Origin of the sequence: Providencia sp. TYF-12 (genome assembly GCF_041344805.1) — a bacterium.
GTDB lineage: Bacteria > Pseudomonadota > Gammaproteobacteria > Enterobacterales > Enterobacteriaceae > Providencia > Providencia huashanensis.
The window spans coordinates 2191416-2216431 of record NZ_CP166833.1; the positions used below are offsets into that span (position 1 = coordinate 2191416).

The 25016-nt window shown below is 35.9% G+C and carries 28 protein-coding genes; 9 read left to right on the forward strand and 19 right to left on the reverse strand.

Annotation, left to right across the window (positions count from 1 at the left end; translation table 11 throughout):
- Positions 1 to 61 precede the first annotated feature (61 nt).
- The 6 genes from ABE954_RS09865 to ABE954_RS09890 form a co-directional block, all read right to left on the reverse strand.
- Positions 62 to 952: a dihydrodipicolinate synthase family protein gene (locus tag ABE954_RS09865; RefSeq protein ID WP_166686901.1), complete on the reverse strand. Its 891-nt coding sequence runs from the start codon at positions 950 to 952 to the stop codon at positions 62 to 64.
- A gap of 172 nt (positions 953 to 1124) precedes the next feature.
- Positions 1125 to 2012 carry a MurR/RpiR family transcriptional regulator gene (locus tag ABE954_RS09870; RefSeq protein ID WP_042843482.1) on the reverse strand — a complete coding sequence of 296 codons (888 nt, stop codon included), beginning with the start codon at positions 2010 to 2012 and terminating at the stop codon, positions 1125 to 1127.
- Between the two features lie 192 nt (positions 2013 to 2204).
- The gene (nanQ, locus tag ABE954_RS09875; RefSeq protein WP_371025881.1) at positions 2205 to 2678 is read right to left on the reverse strand and encodes an N-acetylneuraminate anomerase; all 474 of its coding nucleotides are present in this window, start codon (positions 2676 to 2678) and stop codon (positions 2205 to 2207) included.
- A 12-nt stretch (positions 2679 to 2690) separates the two neighbouring features.
- Positions 2691 to 4181: a sodium:solute symporter gene (locus tag ABE954_RS09880; protein WP_129466002.1), complete on the reverse strand. Its 1491-nt coding sequence runs from the start codon at positions 4179 to 4181 to the stop codon at positions 2691 to 2693.
- 51 nt (positions 4182 to 4232) lie between these two features.
- Entirely contained in the window at positions 4233 to 5102 is an 870-nt protein-coding gene (locus ABE954_RS09885) for an N-acetylmannosamine kinase (protein ID WP_042843485.1), read from the reverse strand.
- A complete protein-coding gene (locus tag ABE954_RS09890) occupies positions 5099 to 5797 on the reverse strand; it encodes an N-acetylmannosamine-6-phosphate 2-epimerase (protein WP_042843486.1) in 699 nt (232 codons plus the stop codon). The genes ABE954_RS09885 and ABE954_RS09890 overlap by 4 nt, the downstream gene beginning before the upstream one ends.
- 750 nt (positions 5798 to 6547) lie before the next feature.
- Between ABE954_RS09890 and ABE954_RS09895 the strand changes: the two genes are divergently transcribed.
- The gene (locus ABE954_RS09895) at positions 6548 to 6964 is read left to right on the forward strand and encodes a hypothetical protein (RefSeq protein WP_042843488.1); all 417 of its coding nucleotides are present in this window, start codon (positions 6548 to 6550) and stop codon (positions 6962 to 6964) included.
- 743 nt (positions 6965 to 7707) lie between these two features.
- On the opposite strand, the gene ABE954_RS09900 is transcribed toward ABE954_RS09895, so the two are convergent.
- Together ABE954_RS09900 and ABE954_RS09905 are read right to left on the reverse strand one after the other, a co-directional pair.
- Positions 7708 to 8022 carry a BON domain-containing protein gene (locus ABE954_RS09900; RefSeq protein WP_042843490.1) on the reverse strand — a complete coding sequence of 105 codons (315 nt, stop codon included), beginning with the start codon at positions 8020 to 8022 and terminating at the stop codon, positions 7708 to 7710.
- 246 nt (positions 8023 to 8268) lie between these two features.
- Complete coding sequence (locus ABE954_RS09905; protein WP_042843491.1) at positions 8269 to 8478, reverse strand: hypothetical protein; 210 nt, start codon at positions 8476 to 8478, stop codon at positions 8269 to 8271.
- 928 nt (positions 8479 to 9406) lie between these two features.
- On the opposite strand from ABE954_RS09905, the gene ABE954_RS09910 reads away from it, so the two are divergent.
- Positions 9407 to 9796, forward strand: coding sequence for a limonene-1,2-epoxide hydrolase family protein (locus tag ABE954_RS09910; RefSeq protein WP_042843492.1), 390 nt, complete (start codon positions 9407 to 9409; stop codon positions 9794 to 9796).
- A gap of 68 nt (positions 9797 to 9864) precedes the next feature.
- Here ABE954_RS09910 and ABE954_RS09915 read toward each other — a convergent pair whose 3' ends face one another.
- Positions 9865 to 10707 (reverse strand): MBL fold metallo-hydrolase, encoded by an 843-nt coding sequence (locus ABE954_RS09915; protein WP_071548156.1) that lies wholly within the window; start codon positions 10705 to 10707, stop codon positions 9865 to 9867.
- 201 nt (positions 10708 to 10908) lie between these two features.
- Positions 10909 to 12561 carry a methyl-accepting chemotaxis protein gene (locus ABE954_RS09920; protein WP_371025882.1) on the reverse strand — a complete coding sequence of 551 codons (1653 nt, stop codon included), beginning with the start codon at positions 12559 to 12561 and terminating at the stop codon, positions 10909 to 10911.
- A 366-nt stretch (positions 12562 to 12927) separates the two neighbouring features.
- Between ABE954_RS09920 and ABE954_RS09925 the strand changes: the two genes are divergently transcribed.
- Positions 12928 to 13266, forward strand: coding sequence for a GlpM family protein (locus ABE954_RS09925; RefSeq protein ID WP_129465999.1), 339 nt, complete (start codon positions 12928 to 12930; stop codon positions 13264 to 13266).
- Positions 13267 to 13429: 163 nt separating this feature from the next.
- Positions 13430 to 13828 carry a hypothetical protein gene (locus tag ABE954_RS09930; RefSeq protein WP_042843498.1) on the forward strand — a complete coding sequence of 133 codons (399 nt, stop codon included), beginning with the start codon at positions 13430 to 13432 and terminating at the stop codon, positions 13826 to 13828.
- A gap of 44 nt (positions 13829 to 13872) precedes the next feature.
- On the opposite strand, the gene ABE954_RS09935 is transcribed toward ABE954_RS09930, so the two are convergent.
- Together ABE954_RS09935 and ABE954_RS09940 are read right to left on the reverse strand one after the other, a co-directional pair.
- Positions 13873 to 14655 (reverse strand): class I SAM-dependent methyltransferase, encoded by a 783-nt coding sequence (locus ABE954_RS09935; RefSeq protein WP_042843499.1) that lies wholly within the window; start codon positions 14653 to 14655, stop codon positions 13873 to 13875.
- Positions 14656 to 14742: 87 nt separating this feature from the next.
- Positions 14743 to 15234 (reverse strand): hypothetical protein, encoded by a 492-nt coding sequence (locus ABE954_RS09940; protein WP_042843500.1) that lies wholly within the window; start codon positions 15232 to 15234, stop codon positions 14743 to 14745.
- A gap of 127 nt (positions 15235 to 15361) precedes the next feature.
- Here ABE954_RS09940 and ABE954_RS09945 point away from each other — a divergent pair, with 127 nt between their 5' ends.
- A complete protein-coding gene (locus ABE954_RS09945) occupies positions 15362 to 15706 on the forward strand; it encodes a DMT family protein (RefSeq protein ID WP_042843501.1) in 345 nt (114 codons plus the stop codon).
- 48 nt (positions 15707 to 15754) lie between these two features.
- On the opposite strand, the gene ABE954_RS09950 is transcribed toward ABE954_RS09945, so the two are convergent.
- From ABE954_RS09950 to ABE954_RS09960, 3 genes are all read right to left on the reverse strand, one after another.
- Positions 15755 to 16906 (reverse strand): histidinol-phosphate transaminase, encoded by a 1152-nt coding sequence (locus tag ABE954_RS09950; RefSeq protein WP_048607374.1) that lies wholly within the window; start codon positions 16904 to 16906, stop codon positions 15755 to 15757.
- Positions 16907 to 17211: 305 nt separating this feature from the next.
- A complete protein-coding gene (locus ABE954_RS09955) occupies positions 17212 to 17556 on the reverse strand; it encodes a hypothetical protein (RefSeq protein WP_042843503.1) in 345 nt (114 codons plus the stop codon).
- 197 nt (positions 17557 to 17753) lie between these two features.
- Positions 17754 to 17978, reverse strand: a complete 225-nt coding sequence (locus tag ABE954_RS09960; protein WP_042844310.1) for a HEAT repeat domain-containing protein — start codon at positions 17976 to 17978, stop codon at positions 17754 to 17756.
- Between the two features lie 293 nt (positions 17979 to 18271).
- Here ABE954_RS09960 and ABE954_RS09965 point away from each other — a divergent pair, with 293 nt between their 5' ends.
- Positions 18272 to 18649: a hypothetical protein gene (locus ABE954_RS09965; protein WP_042843504.1), complete on the forward strand. Its 378-nt coding sequence runs from the start codon at positions 18272 to 18274 to the stop codon at positions 18647 to 18649.
- Positions 18650 to 18699: 50 nt separating this feature from the next.
- Here ABE954_RS09965 and ABE954_RS09970 read toward each other — a convergent pair whose 3' ends face one another.
- Entirely contained in the window at positions 18700 to 19071 is a 372-nt protein-coding gene (locus tag ABE954_RS09970) for a hypothetical protein (protein ID WP_042843505.1), read from the reverse strand.
- A 387-nt stretch (positions 19072 to 19458) separates the two neighbouring features.
- A complete protein-coding gene (locus tag ABE954_RS09975) occupies positions 19459 to 19707 on the reverse strand; it encodes a DinI-like family protein (protein ID WP_042843506.1) in 249 nt (82 codons plus the stop codon).
- Positions 19708 to 20291: 584 nt separating this feature from the next.
- Here ABE954_RS09975 and ABE954_RS09980 point away from each other — a divergent pair.
- Positions 20292 to 21752: a sodium:alanine symporter family protein gene (locus ABE954_RS09980; RefSeq protein WP_042843507.1), complete on the forward strand. Its 1461-nt coding sequence runs from the start codon at positions 20292 to 20294 to the stop codon at positions 21750 to 21752.
- 183 nt (positions 21753 to 21935) lie between these two features.
- Positions 21936 to 22829: an aromatic amino acid DMT transporter YddG gene (gene yddG, locus ABE954_RS09985; RefSeq protein WP_129465996.1), complete on the forward strand. Its 894-nt coding sequence runs from the start codon at positions 21936 to 21938 to the stop codon at positions 22827 to 22829.
- A gap of 63 nt (positions 22830 to 22892) precedes the next feature.
- Here yddG and yidA read toward each other — a convergent pair whose 3' ends face one another.
- On the reverse strand, positions 22893 to 23705 hold the full coding sequence (gene yidA / locus ABE954_RS09990) for a sugar-phosphatase (RefSeq protein WP_166686898.1): 813 nt from the start codon (positions 23703 to 23705) through the stop codon (positions 22893 to 22895).
- A gap of 235 nt (positions 23706 to 23940) precedes the next feature.
- On the reverse strand, positions 23941 to 24324 hold the full coding sequence (locus ABE954_RS09995) for a helix-turn-helix domain-containing protein (protein ID WP_042843512.1): 384 nt from the start codon (positions 24322 to 24324) through the stop codon (positions 23941 to 23943).
- A 348-nt stretch (positions 24325 to 24672) separates the two neighbouring features.
- On the opposite strand from ABE954_RS09995, the gene mgrB reads away from it, so the two are divergent.
- A complete protein-coding gene (gene mgrB / locus ABE954_RS10000; protein WP_370661207.1) occupies positions 24673 to 24804 on the forward strand; it encodes a PhoP/PhoQ regulator MgrB in 132 nt (43 codons plus the stop codon).
- Positions 24805 to 25016 lie beyond the last annotated feature (212 nt).

The window sequence follows — 25016 nt, forward strand, 5'->3', positions numbered from 1 at the left end:
ATTAATTGATAACATGTTAAGGTATAGGCTATTTTATCAACACTGATTTATACCAAACTGACTATAAGAAATCAGCGGCTTTAAACTTCTCTAATACTTTAGCCTTTTGTTCTACAGTTAATGGGCGTAGCGGGCGACGCGGGTTACCTACATCAATACCATGTAATTGCATGGCAACTTTTCCGGCAGCCACACCACCGTATTCCACTAATACACGAATAATTGCAATGACTTTATCCATACATGCGGCGACACCTTGGTAATCACCTATGTTAAATTTTTCAATGATTTCAAGATAGAGGGGTGCAGCATAATTATAGGTACTTCCAACTGCACTTAATGCGCCACATGCTAACCCAGCAGGTATGAATTCATCGACTCCAAATGGGATATCATATTTACCCTCATTAACGCGTATACAGCGTTGGAATTCATACATATCAGGAGAGTTGAATTTCATACCAGATAAATTTGGGATAGTTGTACCCGCGACTTGTAAAAAACTCTCCATATCAATGTTTAAACCAGACATTGTAGAGTGATAGTAATAAAAACCTTTAGATGGGGCATTCTCAGCGGCTAAACGACAATATTCGACTAAATCATCCACATTACTGGGTTTAAAGAAGCAAGGACCAATGACGGATGTGGCACGAATATCTAATGTATCTGCATGACGAGCCAAGTCTATGGTGTCAGCGATACTTAATGCACCAGTATGAATAATTAACTCTAATCCTCCTTGGCTAGCCTTAGCCCAGCGCTCAGCCACTTTTTTACGCTCTTCAACAGAACAATGAATACCTTCCCCCGTTGTTCCTAATACATAAGCACCGCTTACACCACTTGCAATAAGATGTTCTGCGATTTTATCAATGACAGGGTAGTTTACACTACCATCGGCGGCAAAAGGTGTATGAGGCGCAGCAATTAATCCAGAGAGTTTGTTCATAATAAGTCCTTTGGAGGTTAGCTTCTTAATTTTTTTGAATTTGGAGTTTAGCTCTATATTAGGGAGCATTAGCTGTGAACGCAATAACGAAATTCGCGTTGAAGGAAGATAAAAATGAAAGTGTGATCTTTAGCTGATTTCTGTTGAAAACCGATAAAAATGCATATTGAATTTAGGCGGAATTAATGCTCTTTAATGCATTGAGTGTCCGTAGTTTTTGTTCTTTTACCATATCAGGCTGAGCTTGAACAAGTAGGGTATACAATAAATCTAAAACAAACAATTGCGCCGTTTTTGTACCAATGGAGTCACCTTGTAATTTCCCTTGGCGATTACCATTAATCAAATGGTAATCAGCATATTCCATAATTTGTGATCCTAAATTATGTGTTAGTGCAATTGTGCATGCTCCTGCTTGTTGTGCAAGTTTTAATGCATGAACGGTTTCTGGAGAATTACCCGAATGGCTAATACCAATGGCGATATCACCTGGTTTTAAGAGGGACGCTTGCATATACATAAAATGGTTATTGGTAGCTGCATCAACACGATAGCCAATACGCATTAGCTTGTTTTTCAGATCTTCTGCGGTGATCCCCGAGGAGCCGACACCACAAATAAAAATATAATTTGACGAAAGCAATGCATTTACTGCCCCCTGTACTTGTTTTATATCAAGTAAATTCAAGGTCTCTGACAGCACGTTGTTGATAGTTGCTTGTAATTTTAAACCAATAGTGTGGATGTCATCTTGCTCACTCACTTCTGCATCCAAAATTGGCGATTCTTCACTATCTGATGTCGCCATTTCTATCGCTAAGTCCATTTTAAAGTCTTGGAAGCCTTTATAACCAAGAGCACGACAAAAACGTACAACAGTGGCTTCACCTGCTTTTGTCGCTTGGGAAAGTTGAGCTATGGAAAATTGTGTCGTTTCAACAGGGTGAGACAAGATGTAATCAGCAATGCGCTGAGAAACACGCGTCAGGCTATTTTTCATCGCCCCTAACGTATCGAGTATTTTACCCGGTTTCAGTTTGGAAGCTGCCTGTGTTGTCATGTAAATTACCCTTGGTTGCAGAAGAGAGAGGTGAGACAAATTCTGCAAATAAGAGTACCAATTATAATCAGTTAAAAAAAGCCTTTAGTTTACAATTATGTGATGATGATAAAAACACTTTACTCTAAGAGTATTAATAGACAACTGATTGATACATTAGAAATAAAGTGTTTTCGTTAAAAGCAGACTAAATTAATTTGCTAATGTACTTAAGCGTACTTTGATAACTGCTTTCTTTACGGTGCTTTTTCCTCTTTTTGAAGTAATACCCGGTTTATGTGGTTCATAAGGCATAAAAATGACAAACATATTTGGTACTAACGATACTGTTTGGCAATATTCGATTGTATCAGCCAGTTGATAGTCATCCGCATCATTATAAGGTGTTACATTTTTAGCGGAATTTCGTATTCCATAATCTATTACTTCGTCACCGGATAGTAATATTTGCACGTCAATATAATGATGATGTAATTCAGCACTCTTTTGTTCACGGCCTTGGGTTTCGAATGTCATTACATTGACAAATGCATTATCACCATCAATAGGGTAGCTTCCCGGTTCTAAAGATGCAGGATTGAGTGCTAATGTTTTTTCGATTAGGTTGCGTAGGACTGAGTTTATTTCAGTCATTGTTGCCACATTGGATACATGACCAAACAACATAAGTAACTCCTATTAATTTTCGTGAATTTCACTATCATCTAGTGACACTTGTTTCGCAGTTGAGAAAAATGGCGCCGTAACCGCCCCCACAATAACCACTGACATTGCACCGATCACGCCATAGAAGAAAAAGTTAAGGTCACTAGCATAACGTGTCGCCAATACCGCAATGATACTTACAATAATACCTGCAACTGCACTGCCTGCATTCGCTCTTTTAATAAAAATACCTAGCATAAACAGCCCTGTCATGGGACCACCCATTAACCCAATTAGACTATTAAATGCATCCCATATTTCAGACTCATCAGATAAAACTAACCAAATAGTCGCTAAGCTGCTAAATACACCTGCAATAATAATTACCAACCTAGCAATTTTCATTTTCTGTTCAGCAAGGCGCTCAACTTTACTTAGGCGAATATAAATATCGGAATTAAAACAACTTGAAATACTATTTAAGCTACTGGATATACTCGATTGTGCGGCGGCAAAGATAGCTGCGATAATTAGCCCTGAAATACCGATAGGCATCTCTGTGACAATAAATAAGGGCAAAATTCCACCAGTATTAAAACCTTCAGGTAATAAGCTTGGGTTTTGTTTGTAATAGACAAATAGGGCTGAGCCAATGGCAAAGAAAAAAATAGGAACAATAGCAACTAATTTAGCATTAGTAATTAAAGTGCGTTTTGTTTGCTCAATAGAATCAGTAACAATGTAGCGTTGGACTACATCCTGACTTGCAGTAAATTGTTGAATATTTGCAAATAAAAAACCTATCATTAAAACTGGAATAGTACTGTCAGTCCAGCTCCATCGTAATTGTGCATCAGGGAAAAATTTATCGGCTTGAGCAGTTGCAGTATATATTTCACTTATCCCACCATCGACTTTAAAACAGATCACAATAAAGATTAAAACAGCACCGGCAGAGAGTAATAGCCCTTGGATAACATCAGTCCAAATAACACCTTCTATGCCGCCCATCCATGTATAAATAATACATAATAGGCTAATAAGGACAACTAATATAATAGGGTCAATCCCAATAAAAGGACGTAGTGCAAGTACAGTTAAATAAGTGATAATTGCAATTCGACCTATATGGAATAACATAAAGGATAAACTAGCAAATAAACGACTGCGTATATCAAAACGTGCTTCTAAATATTCATAAGCAGAAGTTATTTTTAATTTCCGAAAAAAAGGAATATAAAAATAAAATACTAAGGGCAAGATGGCGATTGCTAAATATTGACCAATAATAAAAGTCCAGTCTGAGGTATAAGCTTTTGCTGGAATTGACATAAAGGTAATTGAACTCAGAGTGGTTGCAAAAACAGAAACCCCAGCAGCCCAACCTGGAACTCGGCCACCTGCACGGAAATAATCATCTGCTGTTTTTTGGCGTTTTGAAAAATAAACACCAACAAGTAGCATTGCTGCTAAATAACCAAACAGTACTGCATAATTAACGAAACCAAAATCATGTAATTGCATTTTTTAGTCCTGCCATATGTAAGGTAGTAGGTAAAATGTACGACAGTTTTTTTATTGTTCTCTAGCCCAGAGAGCTGCGCCCCAAAGCCCTGCATTATGATGATAGTGGGCTGGTAAAACCGGTACTTGTAGCGCAGAAGGTTGCTGTGCAATAGTTGTTTGAATCAGTTCAATATAGCCATTAGCTAACCCAACACTACCGCCAAGAACAACGCAGTCGGCATCTGTTATTGCTTTAATATCTACAATTAAATTAGCGATGGTATTTGCTGAACGTTGAATAATTTCTTTTGCTTGTTTATTTCCCTGGTGATAGGCAGTAAAAATAGCTTTGGCATCATGACCAGCAAGTTCATCGATAGCTTGTGAAGCGATTGCACGACCAGAAGCGATGGCTTCAACACACCCATAACGCCCACACCCACAAATAGGTCCGTAGGGGTCTGCAATGGTATGGCCTAGGTGGCCTGCAACACCTCGCTTTCCGAGTTGAAGTTTCCCTTGTTGAATAAGCCCACCACCAACACCGGTTGATACGGTAATAAATGCCATATCGGAGATGGTTTCATGACGATAATGATATTCAGCCCATGCAGCAGCTTGAGCATCATTTAGTATCCAGCAGGGTAAACCAGTTAATGTGGAAAGTGTTTGTTTCAAATGAAAATCTTTTAAGCCACCTAAATTAGCAGGATTCAATGCGGTCAATATACCGCCACAAATGATCCCTGTTGAAGCTACAGCAACAGCATCAGCATGCGCTTTAAGTGGTGAGGTTATGAGCTTTAATGCTTCATATAGTTGTCGTGGTGAAGCGCTAGCAGGAGTCGTTATTTGAGTGTGTTGTGTGAGTTGGTTATTTGGGTTAATTAATGCAGCCGAAATTTTTGTTCCTCCAATATCAATCGCTAATATATTCATTTCACCAACTCCTGCTGTAACTTTAATGCCTGAGTAAACCAACTACAGACGTGCTCAAGGCGAGTTAATGCCGAACCGACAGTGACAGCCCAAGCTCCAGCATGCATGCCTCTCGCTGCAATAATTGGCGTGTTATAGCGGCCTTCAGCAATGACACGGCAGCCGTTTTCAGCTAAGGCTGTGACTAACTGTAAGTCAGGTAATTTGGGAGGTTCTCCGCCAGTGTAGCCTGACATAGTTGAACCGATAAATTCTGTACCTAATGCATGGCAATACATCCCTTCATTGAAATTTGAGCAATCGGCCATCGCTAATTTACCTAAGTGATGTATGCGAGCGAGTAATTCATTGACAGGGACTGGTCGTAGACGGTCGGTGCCATCAAAAGCAATGATATCAGCACCTTCTAGCGCTAAGGCATCGACATCACTTAACCACGGGGTGATCCTTATAGGGCTATCCAGTAAATCACGTTTTACAATACCTATAATTGGAACATCAATAAGCGGGCGAGTGGCTTTTAGGTTTTCTATACCTTCGATTCGTACTGCGATAGCACCGGCATTTACTGCAGCTTGAGCCATTGCGGCCACAATTTCAGGCTTGTTCATTGGGCTATTATCAACAGGCTGACAAGATACAATTAGCCCACCTTTTTCTTGAATATCTTTAGTCATTTTTTCAATTAAGACCATATTGAGCTCACTTTCATGAAGTTTAACTCCGATTTATGTTATTTTATGGAGTTAAGTTTCTCAAATGAAAGAGTCGTAATCTGTGAATAAGATCAAATATTAATCCGGAATAATAAGCTCAAGATAAATAACCCAATAAATGAGAAATACATTATTTGGCTTATATTTCAATATGTTTTATGTGTTAAGGCAATACAACAACCCTTTACCATTGCGTATTTTAAATTGAAATAATACACAGTTGTATTCGGTAGGTGGCTTCTAGGTAGCGATATAACGTGAGAATTGAGGTTAATAACGTAATGTATGCTCACGAATATCAATTGAAAGCGTTAAACATTGACGAAATTTTAGTTGTTTAGATAAGAAAAATAACTTCACTTATAGCTTGCGTGAAACTAGGGCTGGGGTTAAACCAACAGTTCTAGTCATCGCTTAGGTTCCTAGAATACAGCGATTTAATAGCTCAATTTTCACTCACAACACATGCTGTATTTTTGAAAGGTATAATAAATAACCTAGCTTTATGACAAGTTTAACAGGATGTCGAACAGTTATAACATTTGAAGAAAAACCAATACTACTCATAATAGTATTGGTTTTTAATTAATTATTATATTTAACAATAATTGTTACATTTAATATGGATATTGGGTCGTCAATATAGTCAGTGAAACCTAGCTTAAAATAAAAGTTTTGCTATTCTATTCATATTCTCACTGTTATTTAATTAGAAGTTAGGAAAGTAGGATGAAATTTAAGCTTGGTAAGGTATCTATATTAAGGGCAATCATTATTATTTTTCTAATGGTGATATCATTTATTTTTGGTATATCAATGACTAAAACGATAAATTTTGACCCTATTGAACAGTCTAAAATCAATGTTGCTAACGTATTAGCATATCCAGATGCCGCTAACTTTAGGAATATGGAATATTTTTTCAGTAAAAAAACACAAAACGGGGGGCGTTTAGGCTATATCTGTGGTGAGGTTTTTATGTTTAATAATGATGATCTACCAGATGGGTTTAAACGTTTCGTTGTCAAAGTATATGAGCCACCTAAGGGGTTAATTCTTCTATCTTTTCCTATTATAGAGGGTGGTGATAATGCCTTACTATCTGAACGAATTGATGATGTCTGGAAACTATTTTGCCATGCGTAAATGCGCCATTTTACCTCTTAATTTAGGGGGTAGGAGACAGCTTATGGTTCTAAGTCCTGAGAAAAAGTCGTATCTTGTTAAATTTAGCGTCTATTTATTGTTTATCATTCAAGCAAAAATATAACAAGGCTCATTTGTAGGCTGGGGGAGAGAAACTCTCTGGAAAAGATGAGAAACCGGTATATTACAAACTAAAAATGGTTCCCTAGGATGGAATGGGGCTATTGAACCAATGAAATAGGGCGAAAATAAGCTTATAATCGTTATGAACAATCTTAAATTTGCATTATAATATCTAGATATATTTTTTATAATGGATGCAGTTTAGTGAAAAATGTTGGTAAATTTCTTAGTTTTATGGTTGTACTGCAGTATTCTTTGACTGCTGTCGTTATTTCACTATCCGCATTACTAATACAAAATTGGTTTTTTTTGTAATGTTAGAATAGGTTTATACCCTATTTATATTAAGAATATAATTTACCTGCCTATTTTTGCCCCCATTGAGGGGGAAAGTCTTAGCAAAATAGACTTAGACTTAGATATTGAATGAGTTTGCTGGGGTTCCTTCATATGAAGGATAGTGGTTTTATTAATGAGATAGTTCTAAAGTTTAGGTGATAATACATAAAAATTAGCGATAATAAATATAGGTTTTATCTTTGTGTCTCTCATATTTGCTCATTAAACATGAATACGATATCAATAAATGCCTCTTTAAAAGAGGCATTTATTGTTTGTAATTAGCGAATTTTCATAGAGTTAATAACAGATTGTACCCCAGCAACTTTTCTTGTTGTTTCAATCGCTTTATTGACATCTGCTTGAGAGTTAACAAAACCACTGAGTTGGACTTGCCCTTTAAATGTTTCTACACTAATTTGCGTTGACTTTAAGTTTTTTTCAGCAAGTAAAGCTGATTTTACCTTTGTGGTTATGACCGTATCATCAATATAGCCGCCAGTGCCTTCACTTTTAGACGATGGTGCACAAGCTGTTAATGTAATGCCCATAAAGATAACGACCAGTATAGATGATATTGCTTTGAAGGCTTTCATATCAACTTCCCCTTATCAGTAAGTAACATCAGTTTTGCATTGGTTTTGATGTGATACAGAGTAAATGTACAACACTTTATACTTTTGTTAAAACTAAGAACACAGATAACATTGTTAAATATAATTGATGACTATAATTATGGCAAAATTTCATGAGAATTTTTTATGTTTTTGATTACAGTAAACTAATATATTAATATTTTATATTTGTTGATCAGTTTATAGTTATCAATGTCAAGGAGTAAGCTAACCATTGGAGCAGTGTTCAAAACTATGCTTAGCCTGTTTAATAGCATGTTTTTCTATATCCCTTAATGTTAAATTCATGGTATCCAACCCCTTGATATCTATTTTGAAACTATGAGTTGAGTTGTCATCCCCAATTAACGTTATGTTTAAACCAACAATTTTTGTGTTTTCTCCACAAATATTTATTTGTGTTAGGTTAAAACGCATGAGTTCACCTTTTTTATAATATAGCTTGATTATTTAATAATTACTTAAATAATCTACGTTAAGTAAACTTGTATTTCCTTAACAAAGGGTTAGATATTGTAACAAAAAGGAGGGGAGAATTAAAATAAGTACGAAAAACAAGTTTTACACTGTATGGATAACACCATTTACGGGTGGCTGAATACCAATTTTTTGGTAACGGTTACTATTGGCTATTTTGATTATAAAGAGCATATAAACGTAAATTAGGTTTTATCGGCTGTTGCGTTACTTTTAATGGTGCAAGCAATAGAGCTTGGAAACTATCTATGGATAATATTCCTCCTTGATGATTTTTGCATTTAACGCGTTGGTAAGTTATCTAACTTACCAAGAACAATGGCATATCCGAGATATCTAATATTAAATTGCGGAGTACCTAGCTTGCTTACGCTGAGGGCGTTAGCTAAAAATAGTTACTAATTAACTAGATACAAAATGAGACTAAAGGGGGGATAAGGAGTGAAAAAAAGCCCCTGCAAGCAGGGGTATCTAATGGAAATGTAGATTTATAGTTATTGTTATAGCTGCCTATAGTTTAAATGGGCAACTACAAGATGATACCAGTGATTATGTTTTAAACCAAATTAGAGTATGTGTTTAGATAGAAAAAATTTTTGGGGGATAATTTAGGGAGATTAATGTTGCAAAAACCCGTATTGTGCTGTGCAGTCAACAATAAATGCGACAAATTGGCCGTTATTTTAATGATGATTACCGTGCTATTGTTACAATAGGTGAGTAATAGCAGAACGATTGTTAACATGAAGGTTGTGGTTAAAATATTACATATGTCAGTATGAAAGTTAATAACTCAGACTTTGGCTTGAAATGAAAAATAAAAGACCCATAACAATTAGGGAATAGCTTTTGTCACTAAGGAAAAATAATGAATAATATGCAACTAGTAAAACAAGCATTGAATGCAGTATTGGGAGAAGATATTGGTTCAAGGTCTGTTGCTCAAAAATACTTTTCAGATGAATATATCCAAATTGTTGATGGTAAAAAAATTAATTTTAATGAGTTTATCGCGCATTTACAGGTACTGAAACAGGCAACTCAGTCTATAACTATAACCATTAAATCGATAGCGGAAGGGGAAAGTTGTGTACATACCCAGCATTTAGCAAAAGCGATTAAAAAAGATGGTTCAGTTAGCGAGTTCGAAGTATTTGCCTGTTTCCAGATTGCAAATAATAAGATCATACGTTGTGAAGAATTAACAAGAATGCTAAAAGGTGCCGGTGCAGACCAAGATTTAGGCTCAAGAACTTAACATTGATTATTTAAATACAAAATAAAGCTCAGTTTAAAAACTGAGCTTTATAAATTCTATGTATGCGATTAACTAGGGTAGGTTAGTTGTAACCCTGCGCCAACTTCTTGAACAGCAGCATATTGGGCTAGGTGTATTTTTGCATTGAGGTCAGTGCAGTGGCATGGGTGAATGTGCATTAAATCTTGCTGATTAAAGTAATTTCCGGTGCATTCTAAAACTTCTTTCGAGGCTTGTTGTAGATGGAACCCTCCGATTACAGTAACTATTTTATTAATCCCTGTTACCTTTTTAGCGTACTCTGTAATATTACAAATTCCTGAGTGGGAACAGCCTGTTATCACAATCAGTCCTTCAGTTGTTTTGATAGCAAGTGCAGAGTCATCAAGGACATAGTCATCAACCTCGTTGTTATCATTATCGAGGGTGGTTCCAATGGGCTCTTGCCCTTCAAAGTTATTTTCTCGGGGGATTTGCCCTAAAAACACGATATTGTTTGAAAGGTAATAAGGTTCAGTCGTTTCAATACAATCAAAATAGGCAGATAAAATATCTTTTGGAGTATTCGCTCCAATCACTTTGGACTGAAATTTTTTTTGTATAAGTGCATCAGGATGGTAAATAAGCTTTTTTGTTTGCTGTGCTTCAATATTACGGCGGTCAAAATGTTGGATTAGGTGCCCTAATCCCCATGTATGGTCATTATGCCCATGGGAAAGTACAAGATCAGTAATATTAGCAAGGTCGATATTTAAAATGTGTGCATTATCAATAAAGATGTTGGAATAGCCAGTGTCGAATAATATTTTTTTTCCATCGGCTTCGATATGGTAACAAACGCCGGGCTCCCCGCAAAAATAACTATCGATTAAGGTATTGTTGTCGACAAGGACAGTAATTTTTATTGTCATCATTAGCTCATTTTTATTAGTTCAGAAGTCATCGGGATATGTTATATCAGATAAAAAGTAAAAAATATTCAATGACTACTAAATTGACGCTTAGAAAGTAAAGTATTAAAGAGGAGGAACTATGGATAGGTATTGTCAAGGAAATTGCCCTATAAAGAGCAATTCCCTTGATGGCTGCTATTGTAAATGGTTAAGTTTAGATTAGTCTTTTACCTCACTAACATCACTAGTTTCTAATTCTTCCCCATCTTTAGGCTCAGTATGGAAAATAGAAATAATTTCTTCCAGTAAATCAGATTGAGATTCTAAGGCTTTTAATGATGACTGTAATTCGCGGGTCATTGAAGCATTAGCTTGTGTTGTACTATCTAGCTCATTAATAGCTAAATGAATTTGGCTAACACCGTAAGTTTGCTCGTTGGAGGCGAGAGCAACGCTTTGGATCATTTCATTAATGTTCGATGTATCTTGGGCAATCGAAACGATATTGTCATTTGCATCGGCTGCTAATTGGAAACAATGATTAATTTTATCATTTGAATTATTAATCAAGAGCTTAATTTCTTTTGAAGCTTGAGTACAACTAATGGATAACTCACGCACTTCATTAGCAACCACAGCAAACCCTTTACCATGTTCACCTACTCGAGCAGCTTCAACTGCAGCATTCAAGGCTAATAAATTAGTTTGAAAGGCAATATTATCGATGGTGGAAGTGATTTTGCTAATCTCTTTAGAGAAATCGACGATATCATCCATATTTTCTACGACATCAGAAATCAGTTCATTACTTTTTTCAATTGTGACACTCGTCGCCGACATGAGCTGGCATGACTGGTTGGTATTAGCCGTATTTAATTTAAATGAGGAGTCCAGCTCTTCTACACTCGCCGCAGTTTCCACAATCGCAGCTGCTTGTTGGTCTGCACGAATGGAAAGGTCGTGATTCATTTGAGTAATATCACTCAGTTCAACTTTGATGTGGTGAGTGTTGTCATAAATATTTGTTACAATATCGACTAGCTTACTTTGCATGTTAGAAACATGCTGCTTTAATAGTTTTATTTCAAATAAGCCCCGATTATCAAAACTATGGTAGAGAATACCCTGACTTACTTTTTCAATACCATCAATAACTTGGTTTAATGGTCGAATAAAGAAAAACTGTAAAATAAACCGGATAAACAAGGTTACAAGGGTAATTATCGTCATGATGACTATTAGCCCTATGATGCTTTGTTTATACAGCTGTTCACTCGCTACAGCAATATCGTGATAGTTTGCATTTAATTGCTGATGGTAATTAATGTAGTTTTTTTCGAACGTATCTTGGAACCCTTGGGTGGGCTGATTTAAAAAATCATACGTTTTACCTTGTACTAAAAAGACCGAGAGCTCATTTAAGGCGGCATAGAGTTCTTTATAAGCCTTTTCTAATTCAGAATAAGCTTCACTATTTTTATAGAGAGAAGATGAGGAAAACGCTTTCCAGTAACTATCAGTCTCTACCATTTTTTTATGATAAAACTCAATAAGACTATCAATATCAGTATTGGATGTTTTCATCTTGTTGATGATAAGTAAATGTCGAGAACTGGCGCGGTTTAAGGTGTTTCTAGCTTGTAATAACGATTGCCATGTGTTGTTTAATTCTGTTTGTTCATTATAAATAGTATCGAGTTTAGTTAATGTGGTTTGATACTGCTTTAAAGAACTAAAGAAAAACCAGCAAGTTGAAAGCAATAGAACAATAAGAAGCCCTGAGATTAACCAAACAAGGGTAGTTGTTTTAAAACCGGATAAAGCAAATTTAGCTGAGCTAAATTTAGTTATTTTTGAAGTATCAGACATCATTAATTATTTCCTTTCATACCATCGAGTAGTATGTTTGCACACATACAAATTCCGACTTCTAAACATAACGTTGTTAACCTCGAGCATATTCAAGCAGTCCGATAGCTAAAAAGTTATATGTAGTCACGCGAAAGCATCAGGCGTAGGGACTAATTGAATGTATCGGCACCAATTCCGGATACTTTATATTCAACAATTTGACTTAGCTCATAAAATTGAATAAAAAATAAGTGTTTTTACGCATACAGGAGGAGTGGTGTTACAAAAGGCAAATAATTTGTGCATTATTGGTAGCTAGAATGTAGTTATCATTCTTTTAATCGAAGATAATCACATTCTAAGCTTAATTTAACTTTTGAGTGTCTTATGTTGTCATTATTTTTTAAATGCATTTTAGGTGCTTTAGCGGTGCTAATTATTGCGTTATTATCTCGTAGTAAAATTTATTATATTGCTGGATTAGTTCCTTTATTTCCTACATTTGCCTTAATAGCTCATGTTATTGTGGTACAAGAACAAGGAACGGAAGCGCTAAAAAAAATAGCTTTATTTGGCTTATGGTCTCTCATCCCTTATGCAATGTACTTATTAACCGTGTATTTGTTTGCAACTAAAATGACGGCCTTGGCAAGCTTAAGTCTTGCTACGGTTGTATGGGTAATTACAGCGATAATATTAGTTTATATATGGCAACTTGCTCAGTGAATTATATTAAAAATAGCCACTAGGTTATTTAAATATATTGACATAAGGTTCCTATATTTAGTGTATTATGTGAAAAAAAGAATTCCATGATTTTAAGAGTCGCAAAATATTAAGGCTAAACTATAATGATATGCAGTGTTCTCCATAGAGCTTTAAGATAAAAATGTTATTAAGATCCTTAGTTTTACTATTAGTCGCTGGTTGTGCGTATATTGCGGGTATTATGACAGAACTCGCATTAGATCCTGAATTAGATACTGAAAGTCGAGTAAAAAGCTCTGTCGAGGATTTTCTTGCTTACCCATCAGCGGCAAATTATAAAAATGTTCAGTACTATGTATTAACAAAAAGTGATGAAGGGGACGAAACAGGTTATTACTGCGGTGAGGTTTTTGGCTTTGAGAATGAGCTACCTCATGGGTATAAAAGATTTATTATACGCTTACATAAAAATAGAGCTGGGAAGGTGATGGTATCCATTCCTTTCGTAGAAAAAACAGATGATATAATCCCCCCTGAACAATTTGAGGCAGTATGGGATAGATACTGCCATAGAGCTTAGCATCCTATTGCTCGTTAACGGTAAGTTAACGAGTTCTTGTAAAGCTAATTTGTTTTGATGGCCATAGTGGCTAAAAAAGTTGGCAAATAATTATCAATAACAAACCGTGGGTTGGGTTGCCAGTCTTCTTCAAAGCCCACAATATGAAAACCTACTTTCAGTTGTCCGCCAATTAAATCAGTTAATGAGTGACCAAAGACAAAAGCGTCTTGGTTAGCTTGTTTTTGTGCTATTTGTTCGGAGGATAAGGTGGCTAGCTCAGAAAATGGCATCTTATAGGATGGTTTAATAATACCTTGTTCATCGTAATGTTTATTTCGTTCTCCAACAAAAACTATTGGATTAAAGAAACTGGATAATAACCGGCCATTAGGTTTTAAAATGCGATAACACTCCTGCCAAACAGGTGTAACGTCCGGAATATACAGATTAGAGATGGGATGGAATATTATATCAAATGTTTCATTCGCAAAAATATCTAATGAGCGCATATCCCCTTGAACTGTTTTCAATGTTAAGTTATCTCTTTCGGCGACTTTTTGGTCTTTTTCAAGTTGCTTTTGAGATAAATCGAAAACAGTGACATCTGCCCCAGCAGCTGCTAATACAGGGGCCTGTTGCCCCCCTGCGGAGGCTAAACACAGGATCTTCTGACCTTTAATATTGCCTAACCAAGTTTCATCAACGGGGCTAGGTGTAAGATGGACTTTCCATTTCCCTTGTTTAGCGTCATTAATAGTCTGTGAGTCAACAGGAGTTGACCAAGCTAATTGTAATTCTGCTTGTTTATCCCAAGCTTGTTGATTTGTAGTTATGATATCAATCATAAAGTGTACTCCAAAATACAATAATATGTTCTAGTGTAATAGATAGACGGAAAAACTGAAACAAAAAAGTGTACCAATTAGTACAATTTAATTTCCTATTACGAGATAATAGTGCGTCCCCTGAAAGTCAAAACTGGCAACGTTATGCATACCTATTTTTAAATGTGCGGCAAGAGACCTGTGGTTAGCCGCATTGATGAAAGCCACAGGTTTTCCGGTATTGAAAGCACATATGTTGTCGTAAAGAGATTTGAGAATATTGTTTCCTCTATAATTAATATCAATACATACAGGGCCATAGAACCAATTGCCATTCATTAGCCCACTGTTTTGTTCAAGAATTAAATGGGCGATAGGGGGTAATGCGGTAGATGTGCTGGCAAAGCTAAATACAACGCCAATAATTTTTTCAGCGTCACGTGCAACAAATGTTGATAAGCTATTGGCATACATTGCACCCACTTTGGGTAATGGGTACTCCCCTAAAAGACCACCTTGCTGAGATTCGGCATTAGCTTGTAATAATATTGCAACTTCAGGGCAATCTGCTTGTGTCATTAATTCATATTTAATCTTCATTATTACCTCTAACAGGGGAAAATAGGTTTGGGCAGATGGAATAAAACGCTTTGGGTGGGATAAGATTGTAATGTGATGTTATTCAACTCATAATAGCGGCCTCAAATTTCTGGCTTATTAAAATAGAATGCTAACTAAACTTTACCCCGTATTTTTACTTGTAATTTCAAATGTATTTATGATGTTTGCTTGGTATGGTCATTTGAAATTTACAACGAAGCCGTTGTATATAGTCATTTTTTTTAGTTGGTTAATTGCATTGGTAGAATATTGTTTCGCCGTACCAGCCAACCGGCTAGGGCATCAATATTATACTGCGGCTGAATTGAAAACGATGCAAGAGGTAATAACGCTCTGTGTTTTCGTTCTATTCTCAGTATTGTATTTGGGAGAAAGTTTTACGGTTAACCATGTGATTGGTTTTATTCTTATTTTTGCAGGAGCTTTTTTTATTTTTAAGGGGCCATTTTAATTAATAAAGTAATCGAAAGGCCCCATGAATCCGATAGGTGCTTAGTATTTAAACCCATCCTTTCTTATGAAATTGCTTTAATATAACAACAAATTGCAGCATTTCTTCTGGCGTTCCTAGAGTGAGCCTGTTCCACCCAATAATTGGAGGAAATTCGCGGCCAACCATCACATGAGCATCAGCCATACGTTGTTGATAAGTTTTCACATCACCGTTAACCTTATGAAAAATGAAATTGGCTTGTGAAGGCGCATATTCCAAACCTAATTCATTGAACGCTTTTTCTACTATAATGCGAGATGTGTTATTAGATTTAAGACTATGTGCGATAAATGGTTTATCTTTTAACGACGCTATAGCAGCAACAGCCCCTGCCGTATTGGTATTATCGATGGATAAAAACTCATCAACAGCAGCAATGGTCGCTGGGGAAGCGACACCATAACCAATTCTTAAGCCTGCTAAGGCGAATATTTTTGAAAATGTACGAGTGACAATTAAATTATTTTGACCTTTTTTTACTAATTCTATCGCGCTAGTAAAATTAGGGTCTTCAACATATTCTGCATAAGCTTCATCGACAATAAAAAATAAATTATCAGACTGACTATTCATCCACTTTTCGAGTTGATTGTGAGGTGTAATCATCGCAGTAGGGTTATTGGGATTGCAAATATAAACTATAGATAATCCTTCAAAATCTTTTGTGGCTTGCTCCATTTTCGCTAAGTCAAAAGCAAGCTCTGCGGTTAGCGGGATTTTCGTAACTTTCACACCCAGTGAAAGAGAGTAAAGTTCTGCATAATTAAAGGTTGGGTCCGGCGTCACTAGTTGAATTTTTATTCCACGTTGGTTGGCTCGGTTTGCTAACATTGCGACAGCAGCTTGGATAATTTCTGATGAGCCGTTACCAATACTGATGTGCTTGTCAGATAAACGGTAAAGTTCTGCAATATTAGTTAAGAGTTCAGCACGTGCGGCATCTGGATAACGAAATGCACCCGGTAGTGCGTTAATAACTGCCTCTCTAGCTTTTACTGACATACCTAACGAATTTTCATTAAAATTAAGCAATAGTGGATGTTGTTCGTCAGGCAAAACAGGGCTATTTGTTTGTGCAATAGATTGATTTGAAAAAGCATTAATTGCAATGCTACCTGCAATCAATGAAGTTGATTTAAGAAATGAACGACGATCCATGATTATTCCCTGAAATTATTATTTTTGAATCTGTTAGGTTACTTAAAATCGCATTAAAGTAAATAATTATTTGCTTTTTTTGATTTTTTATTCACCTAGCGATTGAGGGAATGATCAGGTTTTATCTATATTGATAACGCACTTAAGTGTATAGCATTATGGCTGGCTTTTAGGGGCTCATGTTGGAATGCAAATATAATTAATTATGTAGTTACAAATTGGCCCTCATAGTGATAAAAATGCGGTGTGAACCACCGCAAATATTTCTAGTCGAGTTATATCAAGGGGTGGCTTGATATAAAACATTATTGGCCTTGGACTGGTGTATTGGGTGTGATTTCAATAACGGCGACTTTGACCATATATTGTTTCCCGTTTTCTCCTTTAGGGGCATCAACTGCAATTTTTTTCAGTGCTTCATCTGGCTGAGTTGTTTGGATAGCAGTTGAATATTGCATCATTCCTTGATAACGACCGGTATTGTTAAATTGGCGAAAGTTATCACATGGTCTATTATTATATTGTTGTTGATTTTGATACCCACCACGGTGCCAAGAACCATTTCCGTAGCCATCCCCAGGGTACGCAAATGTAGAAAAACTAACAGCGATTAAACTTGCACTGATAATTAATGGTTTTAATATATTCATGGCTTATCTCCTTTGGAATATTTATTAATTATCATTCTGCCAATATATTTAATTAGTTCAATCGGATTTACTTATCTAAATGAATAAATCACTATTGTGACAATATTTTTCCATTATTTATTCACAATGAAAATATATTGTTAAAACAATTAAGTTAAAGTTAATGTTTTCATCGGGTAATTTCTGGTTTTTTTATTCTATTGTTTTTCATAGAAAAATTTTGCTAGCTTGCTGAGTGATATAATAGAGGCGACAGCAATATCTTTATTATAATCATCACATAAAACTAATAACCTATCGATTGCATCTTGTTGTTCAATTGAACATTTATAATCACCTAATGCAGTAATTGCTGCTATTTTAACATCATTGTTGTTACCGTAGGTTAAATCAACTAGATTTTTTACAATTTTTTCTTTCATAAATGACTTAGAAAATAATAAGTAGGGGTAACCAGTATAAAACTGAGAAGAAAAATATAAAATGTTTTTTTTATCAATACTAAATATAAAAATATTAATATGAAAAATATTAGTTCTGTCGATTAATTTTGGTGTATCTGAAAAGTGAGGAGTTTTTGTCATTATCTTTCAGGTTTTATCATACTTTTAACGGTATTGAGGGCAGTGAATATCAAAGGCTCAAATTGTTCACAAAAATTGATATGATGCATTTATAATATTCTCAAATGTCATAAATGAAGAAGGGTAGTACGTTGAAACGTATAAAAACAAAATTGTTGATTGTTCTGTTGTTAGCACTTGGTGTGTTTGGCTACCATTCTTATACCAGTATCGGGGATTCTGATGTTAAGAATGAGGCGCAACGTTTGGTTGAAGCGAAGCTGGGTAATGCAAGCAATATTGAGTTTAATGATGTTGAAATAATGCAAAAAGGTGAGTTTAAAGAGGGAGAAAACTACCGTGTGTGTGGGAAATATCATTTACCTTCACAAGAAAACCCTTTGCCGTTTGTCGCAAATGTTATCATCAAGGATGGGCGTTTTTCTGAACATGAACAGTTGATTATAAGTGAAACGCAGGAATTACAACTTTCAATAGAAAGATTGTGTTCTAAAAAAGAAACAGATTAACAAAAAAGAGCTCAAAGCGAAATTTGAGCTCTTTGACTTTAGCCTAGTAATTAAGACTTATTTAATAATAGCTCAGTTTGTAGTTTACAAGCTGAGATTGAATCGTTCAGTGATTTTTGAAAATCTGCTTCGTTAGCAAAATTAGATTTGTTACTGCGTATAGCATCAATGGCAGTGGCTAGGTTTTGACGAAGATCGGATTCAAGAGTTTCTAATTGCTTCAGATCTACATTCTCACTTTTCAATTTAGCAATAGTTGCTTGGGTTAATTCACTATTGGTTTTGTTAGTGCTGTATGCTTCACTTAGCGTTTGACCGGTGATTTCGCAATAATCATTGGCTAATTCGCTTATATTTAAAGGGGCATTTTCTGCCATAGCAAGGACTGGAGTCAGGCAAAAAGCCAGTAATAAACGCTTCATAATCATACCTCTATTTTGCACACGATGAATAGTAACTCTATACAGTATCAGCGAAATACTATAGCAGATTAGACCTAAAACGGGGGGGATTGATAACTTTATAGCATGATTTCATAAAAAAGAGCCAGTATAAATACTGGCCGCTATAATCAGCAAAAGCAATGTAAATGAAAATTACGTTATATACCTTATCATATAACGATAAAAAATAAAGCGATTTACCATAATTTTAAAAAAGTTAAGGAGAAGTATGACCTTGATCAGACTTTAAACTGCGATAAGGGTAGGGGTGAGTTGAGGCTACACAAATTGAAATCAAAAAATTAACCAGCTGAACACTTTTGTTAAGGTTACAGCTGGCTATGTAATAAAAGGCTTATTGATCAATTATTGCTGTAACCAGTGCCCATGCTTTAAGACATCTTCAACAAGTTCATGCAGCACTATATGGACTTTATTATCATCGTGAAATCCATTAGTTTGGAAAGTTGTTGGCCCACTGTCGTGGGTGATCAGCAAATAACTACCAGGATATACTTCCAAAACCCGGGCTTTTAACTCATCTGTAAAAGCTTGGTATGATTTTTCTGAGAGTTGAGATGTAGAGTCATCAGACAGCTTTATCGTAATTTCCATATGTTAACCTCTTGTCTAAAAAGCGAAATTTCAATCAGTTTATTGTTAACGCAAAGTATAATCAACTATCTTATTTAGATGATACGAATTGGTCTGGTTGTTCATTGGTTGGTTGATATGATTTATTAAATTTTGATTTTAGATTAAAAATAAATATAGCTTAACAGACTCGTTTAATTATAAGCAATCGTGTTAGCTGTTATTGTATTTAAATTCATTTCTTGCTAATAAGTTAGCGGGAGTTATTAATCTCATTAGTTATGCGATTAAAAAAAAAGCTAAAAATCAAACGTTTGATTTTCTGTAAGTCAAATAGAGGAGGGGTATTTTATCTGTCTGTTTTAAAAGAATTTTGTTGCTATTTTCTCTAAAGAAATGAGTTCGGAATCTCCATTAATAGAAAATGAATGAATAATAAATCGAAAAAAAATTTACATTAAAGATAAAAAAATATAATTTCAAAAAACAAAAAGAAATATTTTATTTTATTTTTTGTTTTCTATTCTTTAATAATTATAAAGAGTAGATGCGTGCTAATTAGCAGCTAATTCTTTATTAGTTAATTTAATAAAAAGGAGAGCGATTTGATAGAACATATAAACACATTAACTAATTTTATTTGGGGTTATTTACTCATTTATTTACTGTTGGGAGCAGGGTTGTACTTTACTATTCGCTCAGGTTTTATCCAAATTAGGCATTTTAGGCATATGTTTGGGGTGTTAAAAAATAGTAAACAGACGGATAGTGCAGGTATTTCATCATTTCAAGCATTGTGTACCAGCCTAGCAGCCAGAGTCGGAACGGGCAATTTAACTGGAGTAGCAATCGCGCTAACCGCTGGTGGACCAGGTGCTATTTTTTGGATGTGGGTTGTCGCATTGCTGGGGATGGCAACTTCATTTGTTGAATGTACTTTAGCTCAACTATATAAAACTAAAGATGACCAAGGTAATTACCGTGGGGGGCCTTCTTATTACATGCAAAAAGGGCTAAATCAGCGTTGGATGGGGGTATTGTTTTCAATTTTCCTCATTATTGCATTTGGTTTAGTTTTTAATGCAGTCCAAGCCAATTCTATTGCACAAGCAACGGCTGTTGCTTTCGATTTTAATCCTGTTTATGTCGGAATTGGTTTAGTTTTATTAAGCGGCGTTATTATTTTTGGTGGGTTAAAATCTATTGCTAAGGTCGCTGAATTAGTTGTTCCTGTTATGGCTACAGCTTATTTATTATTGGCATTTTGGGTTGTGGGGCACCACATAGAGCGGTTACCTGAAGTATTTATGTTGATTATTAGAAATGCATTTGGTCTACAAGAGGCGGCTGGTGGGGCGATTGGGTATGGTGTTGCTCAGGCTATGACTCAAGGTATTCAACGTGGGTTATTTTCGAATGAGGCAGGGATGGGGTCAGCACCAAATGCAGCTGCATCGGCGTCACCTTATCCCCCTCATCCTGCTTCGCAGGGCTATGTACAGATGCTCGGTGTTTTCATGGATACGATAGTGATTTGCAGCGCGACTGCGATTATTATCCTTTCTTCAGGGGTTCTCGATGGTGGTGTCGAAAAAATTAATGGCATCGAATTGACACAGTTAGCGCTATCTTCAGCAGTCGGGAGTTGGGGAAGCACATTTATCGCGATTGCTATCTTCTTTTTCGCCTTTACTTCGATAATTGCAAATTATGCTTATGCAGAAAGTAACATGATTTTTCTAGAGAATAACCATACGGCTGGTTTGTTTATTTTCCGTTTGGCGGCATTGGGGATGGTGATGTTTGGTGCTCTTGCAGAAATGCCATTTATTTGGAAATTAGCCGATTTGTCAATGGGGCTGATGGCAATCACAAATTTGATCGCTATTCTTTTGTTATCGGGTATCGCATTTAAATTAGCAAAAGATTATAAGCAGCAATTAGCGGCGGGGAAAATACCCACTTTTGACATTAATCAGCACCCTGAGTTGAAAAAACAATTTGAAGAAGGAATTTGGGAAAAAGAACAGGTTGATAAATGGGTTGAAAAAGAATCTTCGCGTTAGTGGTTAAAGCTTCATTATGAAATTCTTAGGTGAGAAACCTAAGAATTTTTTTATATACGATTAGAACGTAATACCAGTAAAAGATCTTGCATTATAATTCTTTGAGCTATAAGGTTTTTTAAAATATTAAGCGCCACCATTTTTGGTATAAAACATTTTTAGAACTAAATAGCTGGGAATATTATGAAGTTAAATCAGTATGCTGCAACGTTTTACGGGGTCATTTCTATCTTATTATGGAGTACGATGGTTGGGCTGATCCGCAGTGTAAGTGAAAACTTTGGTCCTGTTGGTGGTGTTGCACTCGTTTATACGATTGGCTCAATCGTGTTAGTTCTTGTAATGGGGGTACCAAAAATAAAGCAGTACCCTAAACGCTACTTATTTTGGGGAACGATACTATTTGTATGCTATGAGCTTTGTTTTGTTTTAGCGTTGGGGTTAGCAAACAGTCGACAACAAGCGATTGAGCTGGGTATGGTGAATTATTTATGGCCAAGTTTTACAATTGCTCTCGCAGTTTTTTTTAATCGGCAACGTTTCACTCTATTATTAGCGATTGGGCTAATTTTAGCCTGTATGGGGCTTGTTTGGGTTATTTCAGGGGACCAACCGCTTTCAATTAATGCTGTTCTTGCAAATATTCAAAGTAACCCCCTTTGTTACTTTTTAGCCTTTAGCGGGGCGATTATTTGGTCTTTTTATAGTAATGTGACTAAGCGCATTTCGGGGGGCAATAATGGCATGGTGCTATTTTTTATTTTGACCTCAATCGGCTTATGGGTGCTTTATTTTTTTAGCTCACCAACACCATTTATTATTACTAGCCAAAGTATTTCGCTTTTAGTCGTTGCCGCTATTGCAACAGGGGGAGCTAATGCCTTGTGGACACTGGCTGTGATTAAAGGCAATGTGGCATTTTTAGGAACACTTTCTTACTTTACTCCTGTTATTTCAACAGCTTTCGCTTCAGTATTATTGAGTACTGCATTGACATTCAGTTTTTGGCAGGGTGTTTTTATGGTCACAGTTGGTTCGATTGTCTGTTTTTGGGCGACTCGACAAAAGCGCGTATAGGAGCAGTAGACCGCAGCGCTTGCGACGTGCGAGCGCTGGTAAAGCCAATGAATTCTAAGCTAGTTAGACATTAATAAACTTATTAATAGCGATAGCAACACCGTCTTCATCATTTGTATTTGTGACAAATTTTACCATTTTCTGGATAGGCTCTAAAGCATTAGCCATCGCAACTGAAACACTTGCATATTGTAGCATTTGGATATCATTATTTTGATCGCCAATACTCATCACTTTGTCGGGTGTGATTCCTAATTTTTCGCAAATACATTGTAAGGCGGCACCTTTACTTGAGGTTTTTGTCGATATTTCAAGAAAGTAAGGGCTGGTTCGGATTAATGAATAACTATCAAACACATTCTCAGGGATATAGCTAATGCCGACTTCCAGTTTTTCTGGGTGGTCGATGATCATAAACTTGGTAAAAGCGAGCGAGTTATCCATCTCATTAACAGGGCTATATATCAGCGGTGTGTTGGTTAAATAAGCATCGGCAACCGTGTAATGGCTAATATGACGGTTTGTGGTAAACATACAGTTATCTGCGAGGGCATGCATGTGAACGCCGATATTTCTAGCCAGCTCTTCAAAATATTGGAAGTCATCAAAATCTAGCAGGTTTTCAATGAGGTGGCTGCCATCATTTGCTTGATGGATAACACTACCATTATTACTAATACAATAATTGTCAGAGCTATTTAAACCTAATTCTTTTAAGTATGGGAATATGCCAGAGAAAGGGCGGCCTGATGCTAAGACAATATGAACACCCTTTTGTTGTGCTTGCTTGATAGCGTCTTTTACTGCGGGAGATATTTGGTGCTGGGAATTAAGTAACGTGCCATCTAAATCAATGGCGACCAGTTTGATTGACATCCAATGCCTCCTAAAATTAGTACTTTTCTCCCAGTACCTTACTCCAATTATTTAGAATGTAAATTACCTAACTCGATGTAACAGGTGTGATAAAGAGTATAAGACCGCAAGAAGATACTGGCGAACAGAACACAAGACAATGTGACTGTTCAGAAAACCGATTGAAATGACAATGTTTTATGGCATTAAAACTAAAAATAGTAATAAGCTTTTAATTAATGCGATAAAAACATACTCACTCATAATCACCAGTTAAGTGCAACGGTTGTTTGACATCAAGCTGAATTTGTTCATTTTGCCTGAAATCAAACGGCGTAATGCCATACTCTTTACGGAACATGTACGTAAAATGGGATTGTGAACCAAAACCGAAATCCAAAGCGATATCGAAGATTGATTGGTTGCTGTTACGTAGTAAGTTAACCGCACCAGCAAGGCGGCGTTGGCGTATGTATTTACCTAGTGAAATCCCGGTGACTTCTTTGAAAATTTTTTGCATATGCCAAAGTGAATAGCCAGAGTAAGCCGCGAGTTCTTCTAAGTGGATCACGCGTCCTAAGTGTTCTTCTATCCATTTACTCAAAGCATAAACAAGAGCTAAGTGGTTATCTTGTGGCATCTTATATTATTTCTAGTTTTACGGTAGCAGAAGTATACACAACTTCATTTCACCATGACAAAGGCTGCTTGTGCGGTATTTCTCATTTTTTGGGCAAAAAAAGCACAATCAGAATAAGTTAACGGGCAATAGTACTTAAAATGAGCAAGATTTTTGTAAAAACAGGTTAATTGCTTATTTTCCTCAAATTTGTGACCGCAAATTAGAGTAGTATTCATTCTGCGAATGTATTGCAGCTAATGTAATTAGCACAGTCAATGATAAAGCGACCGCGCCTTACCATTGTAATCATTTGAAAAATAAAATCATCATTGATATTTGAAGGAATGTTAGGTGTTTGGTCGTAAAATATTTATTGCTATTATCGTCATCTTAAGTTGCCTTTTTCTCTATCTTTTAGCGATGGACAGCCTTTGCGATCAAGGGGGAGAAAACTTTATTTTTGGTATTTGCGGTGTAACTGACTTGTTACCATTTTGAATTTGCTTTTTAATGCACAATACTTGATATTGAGTCGGGATAATTTTCTGCCAGTATCGTTATGTAATACGATGAAAAATAAAAACAACTAATAACACCTCCTGATGGGCTGTATTAATGTGAAACAGAGCCAGAAGAATGTAGTGTTAATAAGAAAATTCAAATAAACTTGTACGATTATCATAATTTTGGACGATAAAAAGCAAGTAATA

Coding starts and splice junctions, on each gene's coding strand:
- ABE954_RS09995 (WP_042843512.1), bottom strand. CDS start 24,324: ATGCCACAAGATAACCACTTAGCTCTTGTTTATGCTTTGAGTAAATGG.
- ABE954_RS09890 (WP_042843486.1), bottom strand. CDS start 5,797: ATGGTCTTAATTGAAAAAATGACTAAAGATATTCAAGAAAAAGGTGGG.
- ABE954_RS09880 (WP_129466002.1), bottom strand. CDS start 4,181: ATGCAATTACATGATTTTGGTTTCGTTAATTATGCAGTACTGTTTGGT.
- ABE954_RS09865 (WP_166686901.1), bottom strand. CDS start 952: ATGAACAAACTCTCTGGATTAATTGCTGCGCCTCATACACCTTTTGCC.
- yddG (WP_129465996.1), top strand. CDS start 21,936: ATGAAGTTAAATCAGTATGCTGCAACGTTTTACGGGGTCATTTCTATC.
- yidA (WP_166686898.1), bottom strand. CDS start 23,705: ATGTCAATCAAACTGGTCGCCATTGATTTAGATGGCACGTTACTTAAT.
- ABE954_RS09935 (WP_042843499.1), bottom strand. CDS start 14,655: ATGATTGATATCATAACTACAAATCAACAAGCTTGGGATAAACAAGCA.
- ABE954_RS09975 (WP_042843506.1), bottom strand. CDS start 19,707: ATGGAAATTACGATAAAGCTGTCTGATGACTCTACATCTCAACTCTCA.
- nanQ (WP_371025881.1), bottom strand. CDS start 2,678: ATGTTGTTTGGTCATGTATCCAATGTGGCAACAATGACTGAAATAAAC.
- ABE954_RS09895 (WP_042843488.1), top strand. CDS start 6,548: ATGAAATTTAAGCTTGGTAAGGTATCTATATTAAGGGCAATCATTATT.
- ABE954_RS09940 (WP_042843500.1), bottom strand. CDS start 15,234: ATGAAGATTAAATATGAATTAATGACACAAGCAGATTGCCCTGAAGTT.
- ABE954_RS09970 (WP_042843505.1), bottom strand. CDS start 19,071: ATGAAGCGTTTATTACTGGCTTTTTGCCTGACTCCAGTCCTTGCTATG.
- ABE954_RS09960 (WP_042844310.1), bottom strand. CDS start 17,978: ATGAAAGAAAAAATTGTAAAAAATCTAGTTGATTTAACCTACGGTAAC.
- ABE954_RS09925 (WP_129465999.1), top strand. CDS start 12,928: ATGTTGTCATTATTTTTTAAATGCATTTTAGGTGCTTTAGCGGTGCTA.
- ABE954_RS09920 (WP_371025882.1), bottom strand. CDS start 12,561: ATGATGTCTGATACTTCAAAAATAACTAAATTTAGCTCAGCTAAATTT.
- ABE954_RS09900 (WP_042843490.1), bottom strand. CDS start 8,022: ATGAAAGCCTTCAAAGCAATATCATCTATACTGGTCGTTATCTTTATG.
- ABE954_RS09950 (WP_048607374.1), bottom strand. CDS start 16,906: ATGGATCGTCGTTCATTTCTTAAATCAACTTCATTGATTGCAGGTAGC.
- ABE954_RS09930 (WP_042843498.1), top strand. CDS start 13,430: ATGTTATTAAGATCCTTAGTTTTACTATTAGTCGCTGGTTGTGCGTAT.
- ABE954_RS09955 (WP_042843503.1), bottom strand. CDS start 17,556: ATGAATATATTAAAACCATTAATTATCAGTGCAAGTTTAATCGCTGTT.
- ABE954_RS09905 (WP_042843491.1), bottom strand. CDS start 8,478: ATGCGTTTTAACCTAACACAAATAAATATTTGTGGAGAAAACACAAAA.
- ABE954_RS09910 (WP_042843492.1), top strand. CDS start 9,407: ATGAATAATATGCAACTAGTAAAACAAGCATTGAATGCAGTATTGGGA.
- ABE954_RS09885 (WP_042843485.1), bottom strand. CDS start 5,102: ATGAATATATTAGCGATTGATATTGGAGGAACAAAAATTTCGGCTGCA.
- ABE954_RS09870 (WP_042843482.1), bottom strand. CDS start 2,012: ATGACAACACAGGCAGCTTCCAAACTGAAACCGGGTAAAATACTCGAT.
- ABE954_RS09915 (WP_071548156.1), bottom strand. CDS start 10,707: ATGACAATAAAAATTACTGTCCTTGTCGACAACAATACCTTAATCGAT.
- ABE954_RS09945 (WP_042843501.1), top strand. CDS start 15,362: ATGCTAACTAAACTTTACCCCGTATTTTTACTTGTAATTTCAAATGTA.